Source organism: Arthrobacter sp. MMS24-S77 (assembly GCF_054888235.1).
The window spans coordinates 4,384,232-4,405,462 of sequence record NZ_JBTZRN010000001.1; the positions used below are offsets into that span (position 1 = coordinate 4,384,232).

General features: G+C 63.3%; 20 protein-coding genes. 9 read left to right on the top strand and 11 right to left on the bottom strand.

All coding sequences use genetic code 11. The annotated features are described in order from the left end of the window. The first annotated feature begins 104 nt into the window (after window positions 1-104). Window positions 105-668: a gamma carbonic anhydrase family protein gene (locus ACX5I4_RS20265; RefSeq protein ID WP_461838249.1), complete on the top strand. Its 564-nt coding sequence runs from the start codon at window positions 105-107 to the stop codon at window positions 666-668. A gap of 104 nt (window positions 669-772) precedes the next feature. Here the strand turns inward: ACX5I4_RS20265 and ACX5I4_RS20270 are convergent, their stop codons facing one another. After that, the gene (locus tag ACX5I4_RS20270; protein ID WP_461838250.1) at window positions 773-1,234 is read right to left on the bottom strand and encodes a hypothetical protein; all 462 of its coding nucleotides are present in this window, start codon (window positions 1,232-1,234) and stop codon (window positions 773-775) included. Between the two features lie 213 nt (window positions 1,235-1,447). Between ACX5I4_RS20270 and ACX5I4_RS20275 the strand changes: the two genes are divergently transcribed. Next, window positions 1,448-1,921, top strand: a complete 474-nt coding sequence (locus ACX5I4_RS20275; protein WP_461838251.1) for an RNA polymerase sigma factor — start codon at window positions 1,448-1,450, stop codon at window positions 1,919-1,921. 128 nt (window positions 1,922-2,049) lie between these two features. Here the strand turns inward: ACX5I4_RS20275 and ACX5I4_RS20280 are convergent, their stop codons facing one another. From ACX5I4_RS20280 to ACX5I4_RS20290, 3 genes are all read right to left on the bottom strand, one after another. Beyond that, window positions 2,050-2,388, bottom strand: coding sequence for a hypothetical protein (locus ACX5I4_RS20280; protein WP_461838252.1), 339 nt, complete (start codon window positions 2,386-2,388; stop codon window positions 2,050-2,052). A gap of 464 nt (window positions 2,389-2,852) precedes the next feature. Continuing rightward, window positions 2,853-4,670, bottom strand: a complete 1,818-nt coding sequence (locus ACX5I4_RS20285) for an HNH endonuclease signature motif containing protein (RefSeq protein WP_461838253.1) — start codon at window positions 4,668-4,670, stop codon at window positions 2,853-2,855. 39 nt (window positions 4,671-4,709) lie between these two features. Further along, on the bottom strand, window positions 4,710-5,165 hold the full coding sequence (locus ACX5I4_RS20290) for an Lrp/AsnC family transcriptional regulator (RefSeq protein ID WP_234751876.1): 456 nt from the start codon (window positions 5,163-5,165) through the stop codon (window positions 4,710-4,712). Window positions 5,166-5,268: 103 nt separating this feature from the next. Between ACX5I4_RS20290 and ACX5I4_RS20295 the strand changes: the two genes are divergently transcribed. Then, window positions 5,269-5,904 carry a LysE family translocator gene (locus ACX5I4_RS20295; protein WP_461838254.1) on the top strand — a complete coding sequence of 212 codons (636 nt, stop codon included), beginning with the start codon at window positions 5,269-5,271 and terminating at the stop codon, window positions 5,902-5,904. 13 nt (window positions 5,905-5,917) lie between these two features. On the opposite strand, the gene ACX5I4_RS20300 is transcribed toward ACX5I4_RS20295, so the two are convergent. Beyond that, complete coding sequence (locus ACX5I4_RS20300; RefSeq protein WP_461838255.1) at window positions 5,918-6,907, bottom strand: hypothetical protein; 990 nt, start codon at window positions 6,905-6,907, stop codon at window positions 5,918-5,920. Window positions 6,908-7,105: 198 nt separating this feature from the next. On the opposite strand from ACX5I4_RS20300, the gene ACX5I4_RS20305 reads away from it, so the two are divergent. Then, the gene (locus ACX5I4_RS20305; RefSeq protein WP_461838256.1) at window positions 7,106-7,579 is read left to right on the top strand and encodes a DUF4383 domain-containing protein; all 474 of its coding nucleotides are present in this window, start codon (window positions 7,106-7,108) and stop codon (window positions 7,577-7,579) included. A gap of 367 nt (window positions 7,580-7,946) precedes the next feature. Here the strand turns inward: ACX5I4_RS20305 and ACX5I4_RS20310 are convergent, their stop codons facing one another. The 3 genes from ACX5I4_RS20310 to ACX5I4_RS20320 form a co-directional block, all read right to left on the bottom strand. Continuing rightward, window positions 7,947-9,140 (bottom strand): NAD(P)-dependent malic enzyme, encoded by a 1,194-nt coding sequence (locus ACX5I4_RS20310; protein ID WP_461838257.1) that lies wholly within the window; start codon window positions 9,138-9,140, stop codon window positions 7,947-7,949. 238 nt (window positions 9,141-9,378) lie between these two features. Next, window positions 9,379-9,981, bottom strand: coding sequence for a TetR/AcrR family transcriptional regulator (locus ACX5I4_RS20315; protein WP_461838258.1), 603 nt, complete (start codon window positions 9,979-9,981; stop codon window positions 9,379-9,381). Window positions 9,982-10,102: 121 nt separating this feature from the next. Then, complete coding sequence (locus ACX5I4_RS20320) at window positions 10,103-11,431, bottom strand: MFS transporter (RefSeq protein WP_461838259.1); 1,329 nt, start codon at window positions 11,429-11,431, stop codon at window positions 10,103-10,105. 169 nt (window positions 11,432-11,600) lie between these two features. On the opposite strand from ACX5I4_RS20320, the gene rraA reads away from it, so the two are divergent. From rraA to ACX5I4_RS20335, 3 genes are all read left to right on the top strand, one after another. Continuing rightward, entirely contained in the window at window positions 11,601-12,077 is a 477-nt protein-coding gene (gene rraA, locus ACX5I4_RS20325) for a ribonuclease E activity regulator RraA (protein WP_461838779.1), read from the top strand. Between the two features lie 125 nt (window positions 12,078-12,202). Continuing rightward, window positions 12,203-13,855, top strand: coding sequence for an MDR family MFS transporter (locus tag ACX5I4_RS20330; protein ID WP_461838260.1), 1,653 nt, complete (start codon window positions 12,203-12,205; stop codon window positions 13,853-13,855). 305 nt (window positions 13,856-14,160) lie between these two features. Further along, a complete protein-coding gene (locus ACX5I4_RS20335) occupies window positions 14,161-15,621 on the top strand; it encodes a sugar porter family MFS transporter (RefSeq protein WP_461838261.1) in 1,461 nt (486 codons plus the stop codon). Window positions 15,622-15,683: 62 nt separating this feature from the next. Here ACX5I4_RS20335 and ACX5I4_RS20340 read toward each other — a convergent pair whose 3' ends face one another. The 3 genes from ACX5I4_RS20340 to ACX5I4_RS20350 form a co-directional block, all read right to left on the bottom strand. Next, a complete protein-coding gene (locus ACX5I4_RS20340; RefSeq protein ID WP_461838262.1) occupies window positions 15,684-16,910 on the bottom strand; it encodes an MFS transporter in 1,227 nt (408 codons plus the stop codon). 27 nt (window positions 16,911-16,937) lie between these two features. Further along, a complete protein-coding gene (locus ACX5I4_RS20345; RefSeq protein ID WP_461838263.1) occupies window positions 16,938-17,384 on the bottom strand; it encodes a MarR family winged helix-turn-helix transcriptional regulator in 447 nt (148 codons plus the stop codon). An 81-nt stretch (window positions 17,385-17,465) separates the two neighbouring features. Then, entirely contained in the window at window positions 17,466-17,969 is a 504-nt protein-coding gene (locus ACX5I4_RS20350; protein WP_461838264.1) for a GNAT family N-acetyltransferase, read from the bottom strand. 147 nt (window positions 17,970-18,116) lie between these two features. Between ACX5I4_RS20350 and ACX5I4_RS20355 the strand changes: the two genes are divergently transcribed. After that, complete coding sequence (locus tag ACX5I4_RS20355) at window positions 18,117-19,589, top strand: amino acid permease (RefSeq protein ID WP_461838265.1); 1,473 nt, start codon at window positions 18,117-18,119, stop codon at window positions 19,587-19,589. A gap of 374 nt (window positions 19,590-19,963) precedes the next feature. Continuing rightward, on the top strand, window positions 19,964-21,157 hold the full coding sequence (locus ACX5I4_RS20360) for an ABC transporter substrate-binding protein (protein ID WP_461838266.1): 1,194 nt from the start codon (window positions 19,964-19,966) through the stop codon (window positions 21,155-21,157). Window positions 21,158-21,231: the final 74 nt, after the last annotated feature.

The following is a 21,231-nucleotide window of genomic DNA, read 5'->3' on the forward strand; positions in this document are numbered from 1 at the left end:
AGGCGTCCGGTGGACGACCGGCTTACGGGCGGCGCGAGTCGTCTAGACTGTCCCCGATTGGAGGGCTAGCCATGTTGTTGAGTCATCGCGGTGTGGAACCATCAGTGGACCCGTCCGCCTACGTCGCACCATCGGCCGTCGTTGTCGGAGACGTCCACATCGGGGCTGGCGCCCGGGTGCTGCACGGCGCCGTCCTGACCGCTGAAGACGGTCGGGTCCGCATCGGCGAGAACACCGTGGCAATGGAACACGCCCTTATTCGAGGCCGTGATGGTCATCCCGCACTGGTGGGATCTTCAGTGATGGTCGGGCCCAACGCTCACGTGAACGGCAGCGTGATCGAAAACGGGGCCTTCATCGCAACGGGCGCTGCCCTGTTCCCCGGAAGCCGGATCGGTGCAGGTGCCGAGATCCGCATCCACGGTGTGGTCCAAGTCAACACCACGATCGCGCCGGGCGAGATCGTGCCGATCGCCTGGATCGCGGTCGGCACCCCTGCGCGCATCTTGCCCCCGGACAGACACGACGACATCTGGGCGGTACAGCGCGAACTCGACTTCGTGGGCACGGTCTACGGCGTCGACCGAGGAACGTCCATGGACGAGCTCATGCGTCGACAGTCGGAGTTCTACGGCGCACACAGGGACGATCGGATCCTCGAAGATTAGTCGAGTTCTCCCCTGTCCGGTGAGGGATCCCTTAGCGGGGTCCGTGGGTCACAGTGCCGTCGACAAGTGGGCTGCAGAGGAAGCTAGGAACAGTTGCAGACGGTCTACCACACAGTCAGTGCTTGGCGGGCAGCGTCCATGATCTGGGCGCCAATGACGTCCCGTTTTTGCGGCATGTCGTCCCAGTCATCCATGAGAGCAACCAAATGATCCAGTTCCGTGGGCTGCCCCAGCACCAGCCAACCCTTCCCGAAGACCAGACCCACACCGGTGCGCGGCGCCAAAGTGCCGCCAACAATTTCACTCAGCCAGCTTCTAACCAAGATGCGGCGGGCAACGCCGTCGTCCTCAAATGGCTTCCCCAATTCCTTCCTGGTTTGGATCCATAAGTCTCTGGCTCCCCGCGGATCATTTGGTGGGTAACCAGCCAATTCCCGGAGCGCCGGGGAATCGTAGCCAACGACAAGCAAATTTGCCGCGACATCCGGATATTGTTCGCTGGGCAGCAAGCCAACCTGATCCCGGAGAAACACCAGTCTCACGCTCTCAATTTCCTCGCCGCTCATGAACAAATCGTAATTGCAAGAGCTGCCATCGTGTCCCGCAGGGGGATCCTTACCGGACGCCGGCCTTTTGCGTCAGTGCCGTTGGTAGCTTGACGTGGGGTCCAAAGATGCCGTTGTGCGAGCCACAGGCTCGGGAGCACCCGCGGGCTCGAAAACTCTTTGGCAGATCGGGAACCTTTTAGGGTCCTGCGGACACGACAAGGCATGAGGCTAATGGGGGAAACCGACAAAGACCTGTGGCGTGAGTGCGTCGCGGGCGACGCCGATGCATTCGGGGTGCTGTTCAACAGGCACGCCGATGCGGTCTTCCGGTACTGCCTGTCCCGCTGCGGCTCCTGGCACGACGCCGAGGAACTCGTCTCGATCACCTTCCTGGAGGCGTGGCGGCAACGGAACAGACTCAGACCGGAGAGAGATATGGGACAAATGAACCCAGACGGACTCACCAATGACCTCATCCCCGCCGGTTTCGTGGATCCTCCCTACGGGCCTCCGGATGGCCGTCCCCTCCCTGAAGGGGCAGGCAAGGACCAGAACGGCAAACCCCTCTGGCCAGATCCAGGCATCAAGGCAATCGGCCACTACATTCCGTTACTGACCGAGTGCGTCGTCGACAACACCGTCGCCGTCGTCCCCGGAGGACCCGAAATCTGCGCCAGGCTCGGAATCCCCACCGTGGAAAAATAGCAGTAGCTCCTCGCATGAGTAGCCGGCTGGGCGGCACTCCAGCGAGGAGCCCACAGGCACTTCGCCGCCACAGATCACGTCCGTTGAAGGATCCTTCACCTGACATGTTCGGATTTGCTCAGTTGCGGCTACGGGCCGCCCATGAGATCGCAGGTGTAGGTGGCTTGGCCCGTCATGATTACGATCCAAGTCGCTGCGCCGCTTTGTGTTCCTGGCGCGGCTGAGTAGATGTCAGCTCCGCCTGCGGTCCTTCCTTGCTTGGTCAATCCGTCGAGAGAGTGCGTGTTTGGCATCGGGTTTGCCCCGCATTGGTAGTCACGATTGGCGAACTGGACTTTCGACGGCACTTCCTTTGGCCAGAGCGCCCAGTCAGAGGTCATCTGATGGACGTCCCAGACCCGAACCCCCGCTGCAACGAGCGCGACGACAATGACCGCGCCGAGGACCCCGCCTGCAACCCGTTTCACTCCGCAACTATCGCACGGGTCGCTCTTCCCTCACCATGGGCGCACCGTTTCGCCGCAGTTACCCTGTTTTGGGGTGCCCGTATGCCGATCCCAGACCGGGCATAGACCGCGGATATCGTGATGCCGTGAGCGGCAGTAGGGCGAAGAAGGAGCGCCAATCGAAGCGCGTGCGTTCCTGGCTGGCTCCGGAAGTCTCGGGTTATGAGATTGAGCGATGAGGGCAGCCATCCCTGTTGCGGGGGCCGCCCGAACTCAGGGAATCTAGGGGATAGAATTCCCGTCCTTGTCTGGGCGGCTGCCTGAGCTAGGCCCACTGGGTGCGGCCTCCGCGGCTCCAAGTTCATGCAGGCGGTTCTGCTGTGCTGATGGCTTCTGGCATTTGTGCAGCGACTCCTGAAACTGACATCGGCACCCGTCTCCGGCGTTGCGCACTCCCGACAGGCAAGACACGGCCCGTTTCGGGGTCATGTCTGGAAGTAGTGGTTTCTTCGGGGTTTCCGGTCCGGATCGGTGTGGGGTGGCGGGATGAACCAAGGGATCTGGTTGCGGACCTGGATGAGCCAGTCTTCCTTGTGGATCAGGTGATGGTGATGGCTGCAGAGCAACGTCCCGTTGGCGGCGCTGGTGGGTCCGCCGCGGGACCAGTACTCGATGTGGTGGGCCTCGCACCACGGTGCCGGCATGGTGCACCCGGGGAAAGCGCAGCCCTTGTCCCGCGCTGTGATGGCTTTGCGGATGTGGGCGGGGAAGATCCTTGAGGCCCGTCCGATGTCCAGCACCTGGCCTTCTCCGCCGAGGACCACGGGGATGATGTCCGCGTCGCAGGCGAGTTTGCGCAACGTGGCCGCCGGGACCGGCCCGGTGAACGTGAAGGACCCGGTGCCCCTGCCCCGCCGGGGGCGGTTGAACAGGGCAGGCTGGCTCGACGGCGAAGCTTGCCCCGACGGTGAAGGTTGCCCGGTGGGTGAAGGCTGCCCGGGCTGCGGATCCCGGCCGTATTGGGGGAAGAGTTCGCGGTGGTCGATGGTGGCCAGGATCTGCGGGCGGTGGCCGCCCGCGGCGGGCAGGGACCCCGTGGCCAGGGCGAGCCTGCAGGCGCCGATCAAACCGTCCAGGAGCTTCTGCGCCCTCGAACGCCCCTCCAGCGGCGCAGCAGTGTCCAGCGGCGCAGCAATGTCCGACGCCCCGCCGAACGAATCGCCGGACGGGTCGCCGGAGGGTTCCACGCAGCCAGGAACTGTGCCCCGACGTGTGCGGGTGCGGGGGTTCGCGGCGGTGTTCATGACCGTGAGCAGGTGTTCGTATTGCTCGGTGGTGGCGAAGATCTCCACATGCGCCAGTCCGTGCTTGGGACGGCGCAGGAACGCCCCTTGATGGTGGCGGAGGGATTCTTCGGACGGTTCCGGGCCGTCCTGGTCGATCGCCTCGACCCAGCGCCGGGCAACCCTGGCCAGGAAATCCTGATCGTTTTCCTCCGCGGTGCGGGCCAGGGCGTGTTCCATCTCCGCGGCCTTCTCCGGGCCGCACAGCGGACGCACCTTCCCCACGGCCATCGTGATGATCCCGGCCGAACGGGATCCGATCACCCCGGACGCCAGCGCCGCGGCGGTTTCCCCGTGCCGGGGAGGGACCGTTTGTCCGGTGAGGCCGCGGCCCGGTAGCAGCTCCTGAGCCGCGGCGAGCCGGCGCCTGGCCTCGACGGCACTGATGCGCAACAACGAACGCAGATGCTCGACCGTGGACCTGAACTCCCCGCCACGAACCCTCCCCGTTCCCATGGAAGAAGACGCACCGGCCTGCACCGGGCCGGAGGCACCACCCTGCCCGTCCGAGTGGGCTGCCGGGGCCCCGGACGTCCACCCCAAGCCGGGGGTCGTCTCCGCTTCAGCGGCCCAGCCCGTTGTCCATCCTGTTGTCCAGCCCTGCCGGGCGTCGGGTTCATCGTTCCGGGCCCCATCGTCCCGGGCCCAGTCCAGCCCCGACGCGGCGAGCAGTTGGAGATAATCCAGGGTCCGGGAGAGTTCCTCCACTCCGGACGCGAACGCGACAGCCTCCTGGAAACCCGGCCGCCCGACGTCGGCGGCCGCCTTTTCGGCCAACGACCTCACTGCCGCCACGGCCCCGCCCAGAGCGGCCTGCCGACCGCCCCGATCGCGCGGATCCACCAACGCCAGCCCGCCCGGAAGCCCGGCCAAGCGCGGACCGCGGGCATTGCGGGACACCCCGAAATACCCACGGTCCGCAAGGCCCGGCCGGGTGTCAAAGTATCCGATCGCTTCCATGGAAACACGCTGCCAGGAGGCTACGACATTTAACCGAACTCAGACCGGCGGCCCCGCGTTCGGCTTCAGGTTCTTCATCACCAACGTCGAATTGAGGCGCTCGACGGCGGGAAGTGCCGAGAGCTGGTCGTCGTAGAAGCGCTGGTAGGCCGGGAGATCGGCGGCGATCACGCGGAGGAGGTAGTCCGGCGAGCCGAAGAGTCGCTGGGCCTCGACGATATTCGGAATGGCCGCCACCCGGTCTTCGAACTCCGACATCGTGGCGCGGTCAGCCTGACGGAGGGTCACAAAGACTATCGCCTCGAATCCCAAGCCAATCGCACCCGGATCGATGTCTGCCCTGTAGCCGCGAATGACGCCGGAAGCCTCGAGATCCCGCAGCCTGCGATGGCAAGGAGCCACGGTCAATCCCACCTTGGCGGCGAGCGCGGTGGCAGTCATTCGGCCATCCTCTTTGAGGTGGCGCAAAATAGTTCTATCTATTCCGTCAATCACGCAAATATCTTACCGAAATGACGGCAAGTCTGGCTAAAAATGGGAACACTTATGGGCCGATTTTCCATAAAGTTCATGGTGTAACCGCCAGCCAGGAGCCACCATGAATCCCCAACTTTTCATCGCCTTCGTCATTGTCGCCGTCACTTTGGCGTGCACCCCGGGCGTCGATTGGGCATATTCAATTGCAGCAGGCCTGCGGCAGCGCAGTTTCCTCCCCGCCGTAGCCGGCCTGTGCAGCGGTTACGTGCTGCACACGGCCCTCCTGGTGGCCGGACTCGCGGCCCTTTTGACGGGCGTTCCGGGGCTTCTCGGCTGGCTGACGATCGCGGGCGCAGCCTACTTGCTCTGGCTCGGCGCGAGCACCATCCGCTCGTGGCGCGGCGCAAGCTTCAGCGCGGATGACGCCGTCGGGCAGTCCCGAAACCAGTTGCGCACCTTCCTGCAAGGAATGGGCACCAGCGGCATCAATCCCAAGGGCCTGCTGTTCTTCCTCGCCCTGGTGCCGCAGTTCGTGAGCCCGGAAGCGTCGTTGCCGGTGCCGGTGCAGTCAGGCGTGCTCGGCCTCACCTTCGTGTTGTTCGTAGGCATCATCTACACGGCGGTGGCGATGACTTCGCGAAAGCTGCTGCAGTCCCGGCCTTCCGCCGCACGCGTGGTGACCCTCAGCAGCGGCATCATTATGGTGGGGCTCGGGGCGGTCTTGCTCGGCGAGCAGTTGCTTCCGCTCTTGCGGTGACGTGGCCTCGGCCTCAACCGCCCGGCTCGTCGAAGTCCTTGTTCCACAACCGGCGCACCTCGACGTCCCTGCGGATCCCGTCGACAGCCTCAAGCTCAGTCCCTTCCGGCTTGGTGCCCCGAACCCGCTTAACGACAAGCGGCCGCAGGTTGGGCTTCCGCCTGATCTCTAGCATCGAAAGAGCCCGGTCCGTAAGCGCGTCATTGCGCAAAGCAAGGCTGGTCTTCTTCCTGCGCAGTACCTCGGCGAGTGCGGCCTGGGCCGCCGCCCGCTCCCCCAACGCCCGGAGTGACTGCGCCCGTATCAGCAAGAGCGCCGCCGAGAGGTCGTCCGCGTTACGGAGCCCGTTCGTCCACCCGACGACGTCGGTGTGCCGCTCAAGTGCCGCCGCTGCGGTGCAGCGGGCCAAGGCGGAGGGCAACGACGGCGGCAGGCTGGCCAGGATGTCGAGGGCTTCCACCGTCTGGCCAGTCTCCCGAAAACAATGCGAGAGGGCAAGGTACACCGATTCCTCGCTAAAGAGGACGGAAACGTCAATCCGTTCCGCAACCTCGACCCGAGTGACCACCCTGCCAAGGTAAGTGGCGGAGAACTGGCTGGCGGCGTCGTCGATCCGTATGGAGAGGCCCCGTTGCAACAGTTCCGACGCGCGCAGATATCCACCGTGCTTGTACGCAAGCAGCCCGGCAATCACGTAGCATAAGCCGGCCCAGCCGGGGTAGGCGCGGGCCAGGGTGATGAGGCGGTCCGGTTCCGTGCTGGTGAAAATGGCGTCGTACACAGATTTGGCAGTCTTGCCCGCCATCCGCTTGAGCTTGGGCACGTCCCCGTCGACGTCAATCCGGCCGGCGGCCTTCCCTTTCAGGACACCCGCGATCGCGCCGCTCAAGCCCTCAGTCAATCCACTCACCGAGGTGCGGACATGTCCATTCCGGAAGGGCGTGATGTCCCTGGTGTCGCCGAAAATCGCTCCCCGGGTGCCGGGAACCGATGGCTCACTCACGGTTGCCCTGCCGTCGCAGGATAATGCAGCGCAGAATTGGGAATCACAGAACCATGCTAGCTGCGCTATGTCCCACGCCCTCCCCTCTATTTCCGGGGTTTTCGGGAGTATGATATCCCCGTCGGCAGGGTTCCGACTCCTTGCCGCGATACGGCCCTCCATTTGAAGGGCCGATGGAAATCGTGATCGGGAGGAGCTATGACCACTGCTTCACACCCCGCGCAGCACCACCACGTGATGGGGCTGACGCTGCACAACACAGCACTGGGTTTGGGCTGGGTTTTCCTGGCTGTTGGCGTCTTGGGATTTATCCCGGGCATCACCAGCAACTACGGCGCCATGACCTTTGCAGGACATGATTCGGGCGCCATGCTACTCGGAATCTTCCAAGTATCCGTCCTACACAACATTGTCCATCTGCTGTTCGGCGCGGCGGGCCTGTACTTCGCGAGGACTGGAAGGATGGCGCGCGGTTACCTCATCGGTGGCGGCGCAATCTACCTCGTCCTTTGGATCTACGGCCTCATCACCAGCTCTAATATGAGCGCTGATTTCGTGCCAATGAACTCGGCGGACAACTGGCTGCACCTGGTTCTCGGCGTTGCCATGGTCGCCCTTGGCCTGTGGCTTGGGCGCGATGCCAGAGAGGAGATGAAGGGCCGCGCCATGTAGCGCACCCTGACTCTGCAGCACCTGCAGTTGCACGACGGCGGCCGTCCCCATCGGGGCGGCCGTCGCGCTGCGCCGTGGGTGCCTAGCCGAGAAGCCTGCGTTCGTCGGCGAAAACGCCGTCAAAAGTGAGCGAGGGTTTGTCAAAAGGGCGCTAAAAGTGAGCGAGGGTTTGTCGAGGCAAACCCTCGCTCACATATCCGGGTCCAATCCCCAACCCTCGCTCACATATCCGGCCAAAAGCCCTAACGCTCGCGCAGCAACGCGGACCGTAGCCCCTGCGAAAAATTTCGTAAACAAAAGAACGACGGCGACGATCCCCAGCACGGGAGCGTCGCCGTCGTCGGCTATTCGGGCTGAACGCGCGGGATTATTCAGCCGCTGCGGCAACGGCCGCCGTGACCGCAGGCGCAACGCGGGGATCCAGCGGGCTGGGCACGATGTAGTCAGCAGCGAGCTCTTCCTCGGCGAGCGCGGCGATGGCGCGGGCCGCGGCGATCTTCATGGCCGGGGTGATCCGGCGCGCGCCGGCGTCCAAAGCTCCGCGGAAGATCCCGGGGAACGCCAGGACGTTGTTGATCTGGTTCGGGAAGTCGCTACGGCCCGTAGCCACGACAGCCGCGTACTTGACGGCAACCTCGGGCAGGACTTCCGGATCCGGGTTGGACAGAGCGAACACGATCGAATCCGGGTTCATGAGCTTCAGGTGTTCCTCGGCCAGCTTGGACGAGGAAACGCCGACGAACACGTCGGCGCCTGCGAGGGCTTCGGCGGGTCCGCCGGAAAGGCCGCGGGGGTTGGTCCGCTGGGCGAAGCGGGCCTTGACACTGCCCGAATCCGCCACCAGATCGGCCCGCTCGGCGTTGATGATGCCCTTGGAATCCATCAGGACGACATCCTTGACGCCCGCGGTCAGCAGGATCTCGGACACGGCGATCCCTGCGGCACCCGCACCGGAAACCACAACCTTCAGTCCTTCAAGTTCACGGCCGGTCACCTTGGCGGCGTTCGTCAGGGCCGCGAGAACAACGACGGCGGTGCCGTGCTGGTCATCGTGCATGACGGGGCAGTCGAGGGCTTCGATGAGACGCTCTTCGAGTTCGAAGCAGCGGGGTGCGGAGATGTCTTCGAGGTTCACGGCACCGAAGCTTGGGCGCAGACGGACCAGGGTCTCGATGATTTCGTCCACGTTGGTGGTGTTGAGGACCAAGGGGATGGAGTCGAGATCGCCGAAGGCCTTGAAGAGCGCGGACTTTCCTTCCATGACAGGGAGCGAGGCGCTGGGGCCGATGTTGCCAAGACCCAGGACCGCGGTGCCATCGCTGACGACCACCACGAGGCGCTCGGCCCAGGTGTGGGTCCGGGCAAGCTCCGGATTGGCGTGGATCGCCCTGCTCACCTCAGCGACGCCAGGAGTGTAGGCAATGGAAAGATCACGCTTGTTCAAGAGCGGCACGGTGCTGGAAACGGAGAGCTTGCCGCCCACGTGGGCGGTGAAGATTTCCTCTTCGCTCAGCGCCAGGGCAGTCAGGTTCTGTTCAGGGTTGATGGTCTCGACGGACACGTCGTTGTCTCCTCAGGCTAGCCGTGAACCCACGGCACAATTCGGGCAGGTGTAGAGGCTTCGGTGCCGGACCAAGGGTGGTGGTCCTGCTGTGAAACTCCTGCGGATATGGGCTGCTAGCCGCTTAGCTCCTGGCTTCGTAGACAGGTGCTTGATAGGAAGACTAGAGACATCCAGCCATAAACACATACTTTTGGTCGTAGTGGTCTAGACCAATTACGTCGATTCCGACGAAAAGCTACGCCTCCGCAATCAACTTGCAGGCGTTCTTCAGGTCCTTCTCTGCATCGAAAAGTGAGATCCTACGGCAGTTGACCGACTGGACCAGACCACTGATCACGTGCAACAGAATCCGCGCCCTCCCGGCGTCGCCGATCGCCGCCGCGACCATCTCGGCGGAGAGCATTTCGATGTCGCGCAAGAGCACGGGGATGTCACCATCGCGGGTATCCCACGTGCGGGAAAGGCAGTGTTCGACGGCGGGCTGCATGACCCGCATATGGAAAATCTCCATCCCGAGCCCGGTGAGCTCCTGCTGGCTGCACCGCGAAGACGCCGGCTTGGCGTCGTTGAGTTCCCGGAGCTGCTGTCGGTAAACCGCGAGCATCAGATGGACCGTGGACGGAAAGTAGCGGTAGAGCGTCCCCAGCGGAACGTGGGCCCTGGTGGATACGTCCGAAAGGCTCACGGTATCGAACTGCCGCTGGGCGAATCCTGCGGCAGTCTTCAGTATCCGGGCGTAGCGCAGTTGCTGTCTCGGCGTGGTGGGAGCAGCCGCCATTTGGGGCAACCCCGCGGCCAGATCCAGCGAATACGGTTCCAAGGAGTTCGGTTCGGACATTTCCGGCGTTCTGTTGGTTTGGGCTTCGTTCGGGGAGATTGCGCGGCCCCCCATAGACCGAGCGCGTCCTGACAATGATACGGCAGCAAGTTGTCAGTTCCCTGAGAACGGATTCCCAGGCCTACAGGACGCCCTTGATCTTCACCACGAATACCGCTCCCAGCAAGCCAATGACAGCTGCGGCCACATACAGCGAGACGTACCCACCCCAGAACACAACGAAAACGGAGGCAATCGCCGGCGCAATCACCTGCGGCAAAGAATTGGCCACGTTGATAACCCCGAGGTCCCGGCCCCGGTCCAGCGCAGTCGGGAGCACCTGGGTAATGAGCGCGAAGTCGACCGCGAGGTACGCACCGAAGCCCACGCCGAGCACCACGGCACCCGCAACGGCCCCTGTCCACGTGGGTTCGAACGCGAGGATCAGGCTTGCGATCGAAATGACGATGGAGGAAACAATCACCAGAGGTTTGCGTTTGCCCATGCGGTCGCTGATGGCACCGCCCACCACACTGGTGATGATCACCATGACGGCATAGAGGCCTGTCAGGATGAGGACCCCGAACTCAGGCTTGAGGCCCTGGGTCTCCTCGAGATGCACGGCATCCTTGAGGAAGAACAGCAAGTACAACGTGACCATGTGGTTGCCGATATTGACCAGCAGGCGCGTCAACCAGGCCCACGCGAAGTCCGGGTATTTGACGGGCGAGATCCAAAATCCCTTGACGAATGTCCAGAGTTTGAACGGTGGCCTGGCCTCCGGAACGAGAGGCACGTCGCCACTCTTGAAAAGATAGAGCACGACGCCGGCCAGCAGCGCGGCAGCACACACGATGTAGCCGAGGGCAAAGTTCCCCGAAACTACGGAAGCGATCACAGCACCCGCGAGAATGCCCACGGTCTGGCCCATGGCCGCAAGGCCACCGACCGCGCCGCGTTGGGGCACCGGCACTTGATCCGGAATAGCCGCTGTGATGGCCGCATAGGCTCCATTACAGCCGGCCTGGACTAGGCACCACAGAATAGTCATGACCGCCACATTGGGAGCTCCCGCTAGGGCAAGCAATGCGGCGGTACCCAGGATGGCACCGAAGAGCACCCAAGGGACGCGCCGTCCGAAGCGGGACGTGGTGCGGTCGCTGAACGCACCGAAGAGGGGATTCGCGACCATCGACACCGCAGCACCACATCCCGTAACGAGCGCAAGGATGGCTTCCTTCTGGCCCTCATCGAAGTGGATGGCCTGCTGCCCTAGCAAAACCTGGAGAGGGCCGAAGAAGGCGGCGTTGATGCCCACATTGACGAGCACCACTCCGGTGACCCACAGGGAACGGACGCGTTCAACGGGCTCGGCGAGCGCCGTCGTCGGGCCTTGTGTTCGCGCAGGATCGCGGCCAGGATCCGTCGCCGGTCTTTCAGGCAGTGAACCGGGCAGATCGGGCAGGCTCATAATGGTGCTCCCCTAGCAGCTTGACGTGTGGATTCAGCCTAGCGCCGGAGGAGTCTGATCGGCCGTCATGAAGGCGCCTATGTGGATAAAGGCACCGTCCCGGACGCGCTAGGGCGAGTCCGCACGCGTTAGGGTAACTCCAACGGACCGAGGAGGATCAACGATGAACATGCCAGCGAACCCCATCAACACCGCCGATCTTTACGACGAGCGCGGCGAAGATGTTGAGTCAATATCACTGCAGTTCCAGGACCTCGGCGGCGCCTCGCACTTCAGTGGCCCCGTGCGCACCATCAAGTGCTTCGAGGACAATGCCCTGGTAAAGACCATTCTGGCAACTCCCGGCGAAGGGGCCGTGCTGGTGGTGGATGGCTACGGCTCGCTGCGCACAGCCCTCATGGGGGACATGATCGCGGAGAGCGCAGTAGCGAACGGTTGGGCCGGCGTCGTCATCAACGGCGCCATCCGCGATCGCGTGGCGATCGCGAAGCTGCCTTTAGGCGTCAAGGCCCTGGGAAGCAATCCCAAGAAGAGCTCCAAAGTGGGCCGCGGAGAAGTGGACATCCCCTTGGTGATTGACGGCGTGCACATCGAACCCGGCAACGTGATCTACTGCGATCCCGACGGGGTTCTTGTGGAGCGGTGACAATTCGTGGAGCGGTGACAATTTTCTCACCGTTCGGGTAAGACAGGGAATACAGGAGCGATTAGGATAGTTACTGAAAGCAACTATCCTGCTTAGTCCCCTTTTCTTCCACCCTTGGAGAAGCAATGTCCAAAGCCACGCCCGTCCGGGCCGCCGGTGAGGTCCTGACACACCGTCAGACGCTCACCGTCATGGTGGGCCTCATGCTCGGCATGTTCCTGTCCTCCCTGGATCAGACCATCGTGTCCACGTCCATTTACACGATCGCCAATGACCTCGATGGCCTGTCCTTGCAGGCATGGGCCACCACGGCGTACCTCATCACGTCCACGGTAAGCACTCCGCTGTACGGCAAGCTCAGCGACATCTTCGGGCGCCGCCCGCTCTACCTGGCCGCGATCCTGATCTTCCTGGCCGGCTCCTTGTACGCCGGTTCGGTGCACTCCATGACCGAGCTCGCCATTGCCCGCGGCATCCAGGGCATGGGCGCCGGTGGTCTGCTGGCCCTCGCCCTGACCATCATCGGCGACATCGTTGCCCTCAAGGACCGCGCAAAGTACCAGGGCTACTTCATGTCCGTCTTTGGCGTTTCCTCGGTGCTCGGCCCCGTCATCGGCGGTGCGTTCGCCGGTACGTCCAACATCCTCGGCTTCGACGGTTGGCGCTGGGTCTTCTTCATCAACCTGCCCATAGGCCTGGCCGCTTTGGCCGTGGTGTTCCTTTATCTGCACCTGCCCGCAAAGCACGTCAAGCAGAAGATCGACTACTGGGGAGCGGCCGCCATCACGTTGGCAATCGTTCCGCTGCTCCTCGTGGCCGAACAGGGCCGCAGCTGGGGCTGGACCTCCGTCAACTCATGGATCTGCTACGGCCTGGGCATCGTGGGCATCGTCGCGTTCCTGCTGGTTGAGAGGCGCGCCGGCGATTACGCGCTGATTCCCCTGCGACTCTTCAAGAACATCACCTTCGGCTTGTCCTCCCTACTGAACTTCATCATCGGTATCGGCATGTTCGGTGCCATCGCGATGCTCCCGATGTACTTGCAGTTGGTCAAGGGGCTCACTCCCACCGAGGCCGGCCTCATGATGATCACCTTCACAGTGGGCATCCTCTTCGGTTCCATTACGGCGGGACGGACCATCTCGGCGTCGGGCGTTTTCCGGATATTCCCCATCCTCGGCACGGCCATCCTCACCGCCGCCGCGATTGTCATGGGCCTTTCACTTGGCGTTGATACCGGGCTGTGGGTTCCCGGCCTGATCGCCGTGTTCTTCGGCATGGGCCTGGGCTTCTGCATGCAGCCGCTCACCCTCGCCATGCAGGTTTCCGTGCCGCCGAAGGACATGGGCGTGGGCACGTCAACCGCCGCGTTCTTCCGTTCCATGGGCGGCGCCGTGGGTACCGCGGTGTTCATCTCGATGCTCTTCAGCTTGGCGGCCGACAAGATCGCCTCGGGCATGAAGGACGCCATTGGGAACGCGGACTACCTGAAGGTGCTCAAGGATCCCGCGGTTGCCGCCGACCCCGCCAACGCCAAGCTGTACGACTTCTTCAAGAACGGTGCCAGCAACGATTCCCTGAACGACACCAGCTGGCTGCACCACGCCAACCCGGTGCTCACCCGGCCCATCACCGAGGGCTTCGCCCAGTCGATCGACGCCGTCATGCTCACCGCGGCGGCGCTGACGGGAATTGCATTCCTGATCAGCTTCGCCTTGCCGAACAAAAAGCTGACGGACCCGACAGCGGCAGCGAAAGAGTCGGTCTCGGCTCACTAGCCTCCGCTAGTCAGCGGACCGCGTCACGGCAGGCAGTCTTGTGGACTGCCTGCCGTTTCCGTTTCCGTTTCCAGCGTTCGCGCGTGGGAGTGCCCGACGGCGGCGCGAAAGTTTGCGTGGCGTGACACGTACGGCGGCGCCCCCGGCGTCGAGGGGCCTGCCCGACGGCGGCGCGCGTCACTGACTGGAAGTCACGCTGGCAGCGTGCCACACTGTGTAGCGCGAGTGCACCGGCGTCCCCGTCGGAACCAGCTGCCGACGACGACCGCGCCGCACAATCCACCAATTTTCCTCAAGGGAGAGCCATGCCCATTTCCAGCTCCGACACCCATTCGGGCGTCCCACGCAAGGTCATTGGCTTGGCCGTCGCCGGGGCCGTGGGCGGTTTCCTCTTCGGCTTCGACTCTTCCGTGGTCAACGGCGCCGTGGATGCCATGAAGGACGAATTCATGTTGAGCGAAGCCGTCACGGGCTTCGCTGTGGCGGTCGCTTTGCTCGGCTGTGCAGCCGGGGCCTATCTTGCGGGCAAGGTTGCCGACCGCTACGGCCGCATCCCGGCCATGAAACTTGGTGCGGCCCTTTTCCTGGTCAGCTCCATCGGGACGGGTTTGGCTTTCAGCATCTGGGACTTGGTTTTCTGGCGCCTGGTTGGCGGCCTGGGCATCGGCCTCGCGTCGGTGATCGCTCCCGCCTATATCTCGGAAATCTCGCCGCGCCAGGTCCGTGGTCGGCTCGCGTCGCTGCAGCAGTTGGCGATCACCACCGGTATTTTCGCGGCCCTGCTGTCCGATGCCGTCTTGGCAACGTCCGCAGGGAGCGCCCATCACGCGCTGTGGCTGGGAATTGAGGCCTGGCGCTGGATGTTCATCGCGTGCGCCGTACCGGCAGCGGTCTACGGCCTGATTGCCTTCCGACTGCCGGAATCCCCACATTTCCTGGTCCTCAACGGCAAGGAAGACACCGCACGCACAATCTTCGACACCCTGATGCCCGGTGACGATACCGAACGCCACATTCGCGAAATCCGCGACTCCATCCAGCAGGACAAGCTCTCCACCACAAAGGGCTCGCTACGTGGCAAAGCGTTTGGCCTTCAACCCGTGGTGTGGATCGGCATCATCCTGTCGGTGCTGCAGCAATTCGTGGGCATCAACGTGATCTTCTACTACTCCACCACCCTCTGGAAGGCAGTCGGCTTCCACGAGCAAGACTCCCTGGCCATCTCCGTGGCAACCTCCATCACCAACATCCTGGTCACCCTCGTGGCCATCGCACTGGTAGACCGCATCGGCCGCCGGCCCATCCTGCTGGCGGGCTCCATCGGCATGGCCGTGTCCCTGGGTGCCATGGCGCTGGCCTTTTCTTCCGCCACTGGGACGGGTTCTTCGGTGTCGTTGACCGGCGCCTGGGGTCCGGTGGCCCTGGTGGCTGCCAACGTGTTCGTGGTGAGCTTCGGCGCTTCGTGGGGACCGTTGGTGTGGGTGCTCCTGGGAGAGATCTTCCCCTCGCGCATCCGCGCCCGCGCGCTCGGCCTGGCCGCCGCGGCCCAGTGGATCGCCAACTTCGCCATCACCTTGAGCTTCCCCATCATGGCGGCCGGTTCGCTGCCGCTGACTTACGGCATGTACGCGCTCTTCGCCGCGGCGTCGTTCTTCTTCGTCATGTTCAAGGTGCCTGAGACGAACGGCATGTCCCTTGAACAGGCGGACACCTTGTTCGTCCCGAAGGGCTCCAATCCCGCAGAGCTGGCGATTGCGCCCAAGTAACTCGCATTTGTTGTCGTTTTGAAGCTTCATAACGACAACAACTGCTAGTTAGTTGGGCCCTCCTACACGAGGTGCGGTTCGTGCGACTTCAGGAACCGGCGGCCGCCCACGGCTACCAGGATCGCGAACGCGAGGGCAACGGCAGCGGCGAAGAACGGGACCTGCGGGCCGAAGTGCTCGCCCAGCTGTGCCGCGACAAACGGGGCCAGCGCCCCGCCCATCCAGCGCACAAAGTTGTAACCGGCCGAGGCCACTGGGCGCGGAGAATCGGAGACTTCCATGGCCAGTTCGGTGTAGAGCGTGTTGTTGATGCCCAGCAGGGCTCCGGCCACAATGACCAGCACGACGACGGCGGTCACCGAGTGCCCCGCGGCCAGTCCCAGGCCGGCGAGGTCCAGAAGGAGAGCTCCGAGGGTGCCGACCAGGACGTTGGTGGTGCCGAAGCGCCGCTGCAGCACGGGTGCCACGAAGACCGAGAACACGGCCACGGCCACACCCCAACCGAAGAACACGGCACCGATACCGTAGGCGTCCATTCCGAGGATGAAGGGCGTGAAGGCCAGGATCGTGAAGAAGCCGTAGTTGTAGAACAGGGCGCTGGCCGCGGTGGTGCGCAGGCCCTTGTGGCCCAGGGCAAGGAGCGGGTCACGCAAACGGGCCTTTGTGGCCGGCGTCGGGGTCTTGGGCAACAGGGCCAGCAAGGCGATGAAGGAAACGGCCATGAGGACCGCCGTACCGAAGAACGGTGCGCGCCACTGCCAGCCGCCGAGAAGCGCGCCGAGCAACGGGCCGAGGGAAATGCCCAGGCCAAGGGCGGCTTCGTAGAGAATGATCGCCGTTCCGGTTCCGCCGCTGGCGACGCCGACAATCACGGCAAGCGCGGTGGCCACGAAGAGGGCGTTACCGAGTCCCCAACCAGCTCGGAACCCGACCAGCTCACCTACGCTGCCGGACATGCCTGACAGCGAGGCGAACACGACAATCAGGGCCAGGCCGATCATGAGGGTCTTCTTGCCACCGATCCGCGAAGAGACGAATCCCGTTACGAGCATCGCGACTGCGGTCACCAGGAAGTAGCTAGTGAAGAGCAACGACACTTGACTGGGGCTGGCCTGGAGGTTTTTGGCGATGGCCGGCAGGATCGGGTCCACCAGGCCGATACCCATGAAGGCGAAGACGGCGGCAATCGCCGTGGCCCACACAGCTTTGGGCTGTTTGAGGAACGAGGCCTTCTCGGCCTCGAGGGTTTCTTCCGCTGGCTGCAGTTGATCTGCAAGCTGGCCTTTCATGGACTGCTCTCCTAGTTTCGGCTGGTTTTAGTTCTGGACTGAGTTGTTGATCTTGTCGAACACCGGAAGGGCGGCCTCGACGGCGTCGCGCTCGGCTTGGCTCAGGGTCCCGAGGATCCCTGCGATGAATTCATTGCGCCGGCGGTCCGCGTTCTCGACGGCGGCACGCCCCGCTGGAGTCGCGGCGACGCGGACGGCGCGGGAGTCGTCCGGATCTGCTTCGCGTTTGACCAGGCCCGCGCGCTCAAGCTTGATGATCTGCTCCGTGGCGCTGGGGACCTTGACCCCAAGGTTCCGCGCGATTCCCCCGACGCGGGCACCGCCGTCGAGCGCCATCTTGAGGACGCCAAGCTGGGCCGAGCTGAGTTGCTCCTCGGAATCGAGGCGACGCATCACATAGACGCTCTGCCGCAAGGCTTCCCGGAATGATTGGGCGAGGGCGAGCAGCGCGTCGTCAGCTGGATTGGTGTTCATATTTAGGTATCCTAACAGTTAGGTAACCTAAATATCAAGGGAGGCGCATCCCATTGCCAGGGCCCCCGTCGGAATTCCCGGCTACAGCGCCAGCTTCATTCCCTCGTGACTGGCGACGAAGCCCAGCCGTTCATAGAAGCGATGGGCGTCCTTGCGCGACTTGTCGCTGGTGAGCTGGACCATGGTGCAACCACGGCTCTTGGCCTCCTCGATGGCCCATTGCATCATTGCGGCACCCACGCCATGGTCCCGCAACTCGGCTGCGACCCGCACAGCCTCGATCTGGCAGCGGAGCGAGCCCTTCCGCGCCAAGCCCGGGATGAAGCTCAGCTGGAAGGTCGCCACGCAGGCCCCATTCAAGTGGCCCACCACCAACAACTGGGCGGGATCCTCGTTGATCTGTTGGAACGCCTGCAAATACGGGCCGACGTCCTCGGCGTTTTCGCGGGAGCTGCCCAATTGATCCGCTGCGAGCAGTCTCAGAATTGCCGGGAGGTCCTCCCAGTGGGCCCGGCGGAGCGTAAAGACCCCTTCGTCCAGAACCATGCTCAACAACGGCTTCACTCCTGGATTTGCGTGACTCATAACACTAGCCTGACACAGCCCGAGGCTTGTTGCATGAATTTCGAGTGAAACGTTCAATCACAATTTCTTGGATGGTTCGAGTTACTTTGGACTAGCAGATTTGTTAGCCACGTCACCATTGCGGCGAATCACCCGAAGGATGCAGATATGTCTGACCAGACAACAACGGGGCAACGCACTGCCTCCAGCAAAGACAGCGAGCCGCACCTGGCGCGCTCCTTGAGCAACCGCCACATCCAATTGCTCGCCATCGGCGGCGCCATCGGCACCGGCCTGTTCATGGGCTCCGGAAAGACCATTTCCGTGGCCGGCCCCTCCGTGATCTTCGTGTACATGATCATCGGCTTCATGCTGTTCTTCGTCATGCGCGCCATGGGCCAGCTCCTGCTGTCCAACCTGAACTACAAGTCCTTCAGCGACTTCGCGGGTGACCTCCTCGGCCCGTGGGCAGGCTTTTTTACCGGCTGGACCTACTGGTTCTGCTGGGTAGTAACCGGAGTGGCCGACGTCATCGCCATCGCGGGCTACGCCAATGAGCTCTGGCCGGGCGTCCCCCTTTGGATCCCGGGATTGGCGACCATCGCCATCCTGCTCCTCCTGAACCTCCCCACGGTGAAGGCCTTCGGCGAGACCGAATTCTGGTTCGCCCTCATCAAGATCATCGCGATCGCCGCTTTGATCATCGTGGGTATCGTGATGATCTCCACCGGTTTCACCTCCGACGCGGGAGCCGCGAGCTTCACCAACCTCTGGAGCCACGGCGGTTTCTTCCCGAAGGAGTTCATGGGCTTCGTCGCGGGCTTCCAGATCGCGGTCTTCGCGTTCGTGGGCATCGAACTGGTGGGCACCGCCGCGGCCGAGACCAAGAACCCGGAGCACAACCTGCCACGCGCCATCAACGCCATCCCGGTCCGGGTCATGCTGTTCTACGTCGGCGCGCTGATCATCCTGATGTCCGTCATCCCTTGGACTGAGTTCAAGGCCGGCCACAGCCCCTTCATCGCCATGTTCTCCTTGGCCGGCCTGGGCATCGCGGCCACCGTGGTGAACCTGGTGGTCCTGACCTCTGCCATGTCCTCGGCCAACTCCGGCATCTACTCGACGTCGCGCATGGTTTTCGGCCTGGCGAACGACGGCGATGCCCCAAAGGTATTCGGACGCCTGTCCAGCCGCAAGGTTCCCCAGAACGCCCTGTTCCTGTCCTGCGTGCTGCTGCTGGCCGGCGTCGCGCTGCTCTACGCGGGGAAGGACATCGGAGCAGCCTTTGATATGGTCACCACCGTGTCCGCCGTCTGCTTCATGTTCGTCTGGTCCATCATCCTGGCCAGCTACCTCGTTTTCCGGAAGCGTCGGCCCCACCTGCACGAGGCATCCACGTTCAAGATGCCCGGGGGCATCTTGATGGTGTGGGTGGTCTTCGCGTTCTTCGCTTTCCTGGTCTGGGCACTGACAACACAGCCGGACACCCTCACGGCCCTGCTTGTGACGCCGATCTGGTTCGCCATCCTTGCCGTGGCCTACGCCTTGGTCCGGAAGTCGCCGCTGCACCAGGCCCGCGTGGCCGAGTGGAAGGCCATGGCCGAAACCGAAACGACCGCCGTCGAGGCCGCCTCGCGCTAGGACCCCCGCTCACCTATAGCGGCGGCCCCACCCCACGCTCGCTCACCTTTAGGGGCCGTTCCACCGACGCTCGCTCACATAAAGGGCCAAATCCGGAAACCCTCCTTCACATCATGTGAAGGAGGGTTTCGCGTATCCGCCAAAGGTGAGCGAGCGTTTGGGAAAAACCCGCCAAAGGTGAGCGAGGGTCGGCAGTTCGGCCGGAAGATCTGCAGGAGCGTTAGCTGTGCCGATTTGGACAAGTGGCGTTCGCTCGCAGACAAGTCCCCAGCGCGGGGCCAATTTACGCTGGACCATACCGTCGCGCCGAAGTGATCTATCCCACAGTGCCGATGTCCACTTGCATTGCCGCTCCGAGAGAATTGAGAGCCTTCATGATTTCCAAGCTGACGAAAATCGGTGCCATCGCCGTGGCCAGCGCTCTGCTGATGACAGCCTGCGGCGAGGACACCAACAGCACCAAAGCGGCCGCGGCCGGAGCGAGCGGAGACGCCATCGTCGTAGGCTCGGTCAATGCGCTGAGCGGCGGAGCCACGTTCCCCGAGGCATCGGCTGCGTCCAAGGCCGTCTTCGATGCCGTCAACGCTTCGGGCGGCATCAACGGCAAGAAGATCAATTACGTCATCACAGACGACAAGGGCGATCCCGCCACCGCCTCCCAATCTGCCCGGGACATCGTTGAGTCCAAGAAAGCCGTTGCCATGGTCGGCTCGGCCAGCCTGCTGGACTGCGATGTCAACGCCAAGTACTACCAGCAGAACAAGATCCTCTCCCTGCAGGGAACCGGCGTGGACCCTGCATGTTTCTCCAGCCCGGCGGTCTCGCCCGTCAACGTCGGCCCGTTCCTCGATACCGAAATGACCCTGACGTACGGCTCTGAGAAGCTGGGCCTTACGGACATCTGCGGGTTCCTGGAAATTGCAGGCAGCACGGGCCCTGCCTACAAGGCGGCCATCGACAATTGGTCCAAGAAGACCGGCAAGAGCCTGAAATTCCTGGACGACAGTGTTCCCTTGGGCAGTCCTGATTTCACGCCCCAGGTGATCAAGGCAAAGAACTCCGGTTGCAAAGCGGTCTTCATCAACGCCATTGAGCCGGACGCGATCGGCCTGCTGAAAGCCGCGGAAGCCCAGGGTCTCACCGATGTGACGTGGCTGTTCCTGACGTCCACCTACACCAGCGAGTTCGCCAAGGCCGCGGGCAGCGCAGGCAAGGGCGTGTACGTTCCGGCGGAGTTCGCACCGTTCACCGACCCGAACGAAGCCGCCAACAAGGACTGGCGGGCCCTGATGGAAAAGAACAACATTCCGCTGACCTCCTTCGCCCAAGGTGGCTACCTGGCCGCAACCTACTTCATCGAGGTCCTCAAGGGCATCAAGGGTGACATCACACGCCAGTCCGTCACGGATGCGCTACTCGCCATGAAGCCGATTGAAAACCCCATGGTCGGCACCCCGTACGTCTTCGGCCCCGGCGACAAGCACGGCTCCAACACGGCCGCGTGGCCAGTCCAGCTCAAGGACGGGGCCTGGGTCAAGGCCTCCGACACCTGGATGCGCCAGAACTAGTGGTCTCAGGCAGGGCGCCAGTAACGGTCCGACAAGGCCGGAACCAGCACCCTGCCCCGTGGTCGAGAAAGAAG